Genomic DNA, 3,820 nt, shown 5'->3' with positions numbered 1-3,820 from the left:
ACCCCGCGCTCGCCACCATCGAGCCGGGCCAGGGCTACCGCGTCCACCTCGATGCCGCGGCCACACTTCGCTATGGGACGCCACCGACCGGCCGTCAGACGTACCGCGTCGCCACCATCGAGGACGCCATGGCTCTCCCTTCACTCGCGTCTGGGGATTCGATCGTAGTCACCGACCCGGTTCGAGGTGGACGTTTCGAGGTGACGGAGTCGGGGGCCTCAACGGACGGCGGCACCGTCTTTGTTCCGGACGAGCACACTGAACTCGCGACGGCCACGGGGCTCGGCGCCGAACAGTTTTTGTACGATGGTCCCAGCGACGAGGGCATTGTATTTGACTCGTTCCGGCTGATCTATGGCCCTGAGGCGGACGACTTTCTGGACGCGTCAGCGCTCCATGGGCATGCCTCAGGCCGCGGCAATGTTGCGGGCGAACCCCTCCTTAACACGAGGACAGGACGCCTGATCATTCCGGGTGGCTTACGAGACTATGCCAGAGCACTGACAGGGTCAAACAGCCTTCGGGGAACGTACCGGTACCCAACGTCGACTCTCCGGATCGAGCGTGTCGTGGAGCCGGTCGTCCTCGAAGGCGTCTCGACCGCCGATTACGTGCGGCCCGAGTGGTGGGGCGCCCTCGCATACCCGGCCAACTGGACACCCGACGAGTCGGCGCCGCCAAGTCCCGGGGCTCGCTCCAGCGGTATCGTCGCTGGAGACCCTCTCTATGACGCTACGGACAGGTTGGCGAGCGCCATTAACGCTGCCGAGGCCGCGGCCGCTCAAACCGAACGCGAGCACTACGTTGTCCTGAACGGGATGTATGGCTACGCTCGCGCGATCGAGCTCCAGGACCGGGTGGTTCTGAAGGGTCAGCAGGATGGCGTCCGCGACGGACAAGGTCTACGTGTCCTCAAGGGGGCCCCATGGCACTACTGGGCTGTCAAACAGAACCATGTTGACTCTGCATACCTCGTTGACCGAACTCCGCGCGATCACTTGGTAGCCAGTTCAGATCCGAAGGTTGTGCTGAGACATGGGCGCCAATCCCAACTGAACCGGGTCGTGGATATCGAGCTTGATGGCAACCTCGCCGAGAACGAGTACGTGTTCACAGCTGAGTACATGGTAGCGAGCGGAGGGGCGGATGGGTCGTGGTGGAACCGGCTGGAGGAGATGCTACAGAACACTCCTCACTGGAACGGATTCGCAGCCTCAGACCAGCACGCCGACACTAAAGCTGGCTCGAACGCCCGCCTCCAAAATGTCCACATCCATGATTATGGCGGAAACCTAATGCTCAGCGGTGAGCCTATCCATTTTGGTGGCAGTCACGATATCCGGCTCGGCAACTCGAGGAGGAATCACTTCATGTACCGGGTGTTCACAGAAGAGGGCACCACGATCGATCGAATCGAACTCTACGGCTATGCCTGGGCGGGTTACGTCCCATTCCAGCAAGGGCACTACCGGGACGTCGTCTTCCGAGAGTTGGTCCGGAACCCGCAGTTCGGGCTAGGAGACCGCCGTCCCGAGACACTTATCGGCCATAGGAACGATGGGATCCCGGCCAGTGACCTCTACAACGAGGAGGCGAGTCGAGGGTATTACTTCGGGGACCAAGCCGTCATCGAGAACCTACGGTTCGAGCTCTCCAGCGACTTCCGCCCAAGAAGCACCCTCGTTCGCTATGACACAGGCCCCCTATCGATCCGCGGGGTGACTCTCAAGGTGGAAGGCGATGATCCCGTGTCCCTCGTGGGTGGCGGAAGCTCAGAACGTCTCGAAAGAGCCGAGTTCACACTGGAGGACGTCGTGGTCGAAGAGGGTCAAGTCCGCTCATTCCTAGCCTCCAGGGCGCTGCGTTCGTCCGCTAGCAACGTTGGCTCTTTCTCAGGAGCCGCCAACGGCCAAGGAATTTCGCTCAGCCCCTTCCGAGACGGGCATGTCGCTACGTTTTACGACGTGGGTGGTGGAGTTTCTGGGGCAGGTGTGCGAACGCCTGAGGTTGTGCAAATCCGGCTGACGCCGGATCCCGACGTTACGCTCGACGTGTTCGTTCAAAGAGCCCGATTCACAGGCGTTGTAGCCCCAGTGAAGGCGGAGCGGCTAGACCCAGCTGATCCGGCTGTAGCCTCTCGGTACCGAGTGTTCTGGCGGGACGTCGGCTTGAGCGAGTGGCGCGACACTAATAATGACGTGGGCATCAGCCGGGAGAGTGGTCGGCTCCAATACTTCGAGCGCGTCACCGTCGGGAACCGCGCAAGCGAGGCCACAGGCACGCTCTCATCGAGGTCGCTCACGCGCGCAAGCGACGGCACGCGCTACGTTGACGTTGATCCCAACCTGTTCTACGCGCCGCAGGATCTCTCCTACGTGACCGTCAGCGGCCGCGACGCGGGGCGCTTTGTCGGGTGGGAAGACGTTGGGGACAAGTACGAGCCCATCCTCCGGCTCGCGTTCAGCGGGACGAACCCCGTGAGTGCCGACTGGACGGCGGCGATCCGACCGATCCCGAGCGACGTGACATTTCCGGAGTAGCGTCCCGTCGAGCCGTATCTAGGGTCGCCAAACGCCTTGAAGTGAGCTGCCGCCGTTCTAGATGGAGACGCCGCGCTGGCGGAGCCGGAGTTCGCGCTCTTTGGCGACGGTCATCGCCTCGTAGGTCGAGAGCAGGCGGCAGTAGCTCAGGCCAGCGCGACCGTCCAGGAAGCCGCGGCGCAGGACGTACATGTAGAAGAACCGCAGCGACGGCCGCATCGGCATCCGGGCCGCGAGGGTCTTGAGCGCACGACGGCGGCGCGTCCGGTCTGGTGCCGCTAGCGCGGCCCAGTCAATGGCGTCTCCCGACTGACCGAGCGCCTCCGCTGCCTCGTCGGACGAGTAGCAGTTGTGCTTGGCGAACCACTCGTGGAGTCCCTTCGAGAACGAGTAGTGTTCAAGGTCGTGCTGGAGCGTGCCCACGTCCTCGGGCTCGAGGTCCTCACGTTGGCCGTGCCCAACCTGCTTGAACCGCAGACGGTCGCGGCGGCCGTACCGCACTTGGTAGGCCGGGTACATACCCGCGTGCCGGAGCCACTTTCCTTGGAACATCATCCGGGAGGCCACGCGGTAGGCCGGTTTCACTCCGGTCCGAGCGACGTCCAGCAACTCGTCGCGGAGCGCGCTCGGCACCACCTCGTCGGCGTCGAGGTGGAGCACCCAGTCGTGGCGGAGCTCGCCCTGGTCGATGCCAAAGTTGCGCTGGCCAGCGAACGTATCAAAGCCACGCTGGAGCACTCGCGCGCCATGGGCGCGCGCGACCTCGACTGTCCGGTCAGTGCTAAACGAGTCGACCACCAGCACGTCGTCGGCCCAGGCGACCGAGTCGAGGCAACGCGGCAGGTTGTCCTCTTCGTTGTAGGTCAGGATGAGGACGGAGACGGGCGCGGGGGTCAGGGTCATGGCGAGATCAACTGGCGGCGCTTGACTTCGGCAGCAGGGTTCCCGGTCACGATGGTCCAGTCGGGAACGTCGCGCGTGGCGACGGCGGCGGCGCCGACGATGGCTCCCTCCCCCACCGTCACGCCCGGCCCGATGAACGCGTCGGCGCAGACCCAGGCCTGGGCCTCGACAGTAACTGGGGGCTTGAGGAGCGGGAGGTCCGGCCGGCGGTAGTCGTGCGTGCCGGCGCACAGGTGAGCCCGGTGCGAGATGGTGGCCCGCTCGCCGATCGTGATCCGCCCGAGGTTGTACAAGAGGACGTCCTCGCCCACGGCGGCCCACGCTCCCAGCGTCAAGTTCCAGGGCATGGTCACGCGCGTCGAGTTGTGGACGTGGAC

At 64.2% G+C, this 3,820-nt stretch carries 3 protein-coding genes; 1 reads left to right on the top strand and 2 read right to left on the bottom strand.

Annotation, left to right across the window (positions count from 1 at the left end; genetic code table 11):
• On the top strand, nucleotides 1–2,540 hold a 2,540-nt coding region (locus WBA11_RS14155; protein ID WP_424521318.1), incomplete at its 5' end, for a hypothetical protein.
• A 57-nt stretch (nucleotides 2,541–2,597) separates the two neighbouring features.
• Here the strand turns inward: WBA11_RS14155 and WBA11_RS14150 are convergent.
• Both WBA11_RS14150 and WBA11_RS14145 read right to left on the bottom strand, forming a co-directional pair.
• Entirely contained in the window at nucleotides 2,598–3,443 is an 846-nt protein-coding gene (locus tag WBA11_RS14150) for a glycosyltransferase family 2 protein (protein ID WP_424521317.1), read from the bottom strand.
• Nucleotides 3,440–3,820 (bottom strand): putative colanic acid biosynthesis acetyltransferase (locus WBA11_RS14145; RefSeq protein WP_424521316.1); only part of this gene is annotated, 381 nt, incomplete at its 5' end. The genes WBA11_RS14145 and WBA11_RS14150, both read right to left, overlap by 4 nt.

It is taken from the genome of Rubrivirga sp. (assembly GCF_049648075.1).
In the GTDB taxonomy this organism is placed as follows: Bacteria; Bacteroidota; Rhodothermia; order Rhodothermales; family Rubricoccaceae; genus Rubrivirga.
Note: the sequence above shows the minus strand (reverse complement) of the source record. Positions and strands in the feature narration are given on the sequence as shown.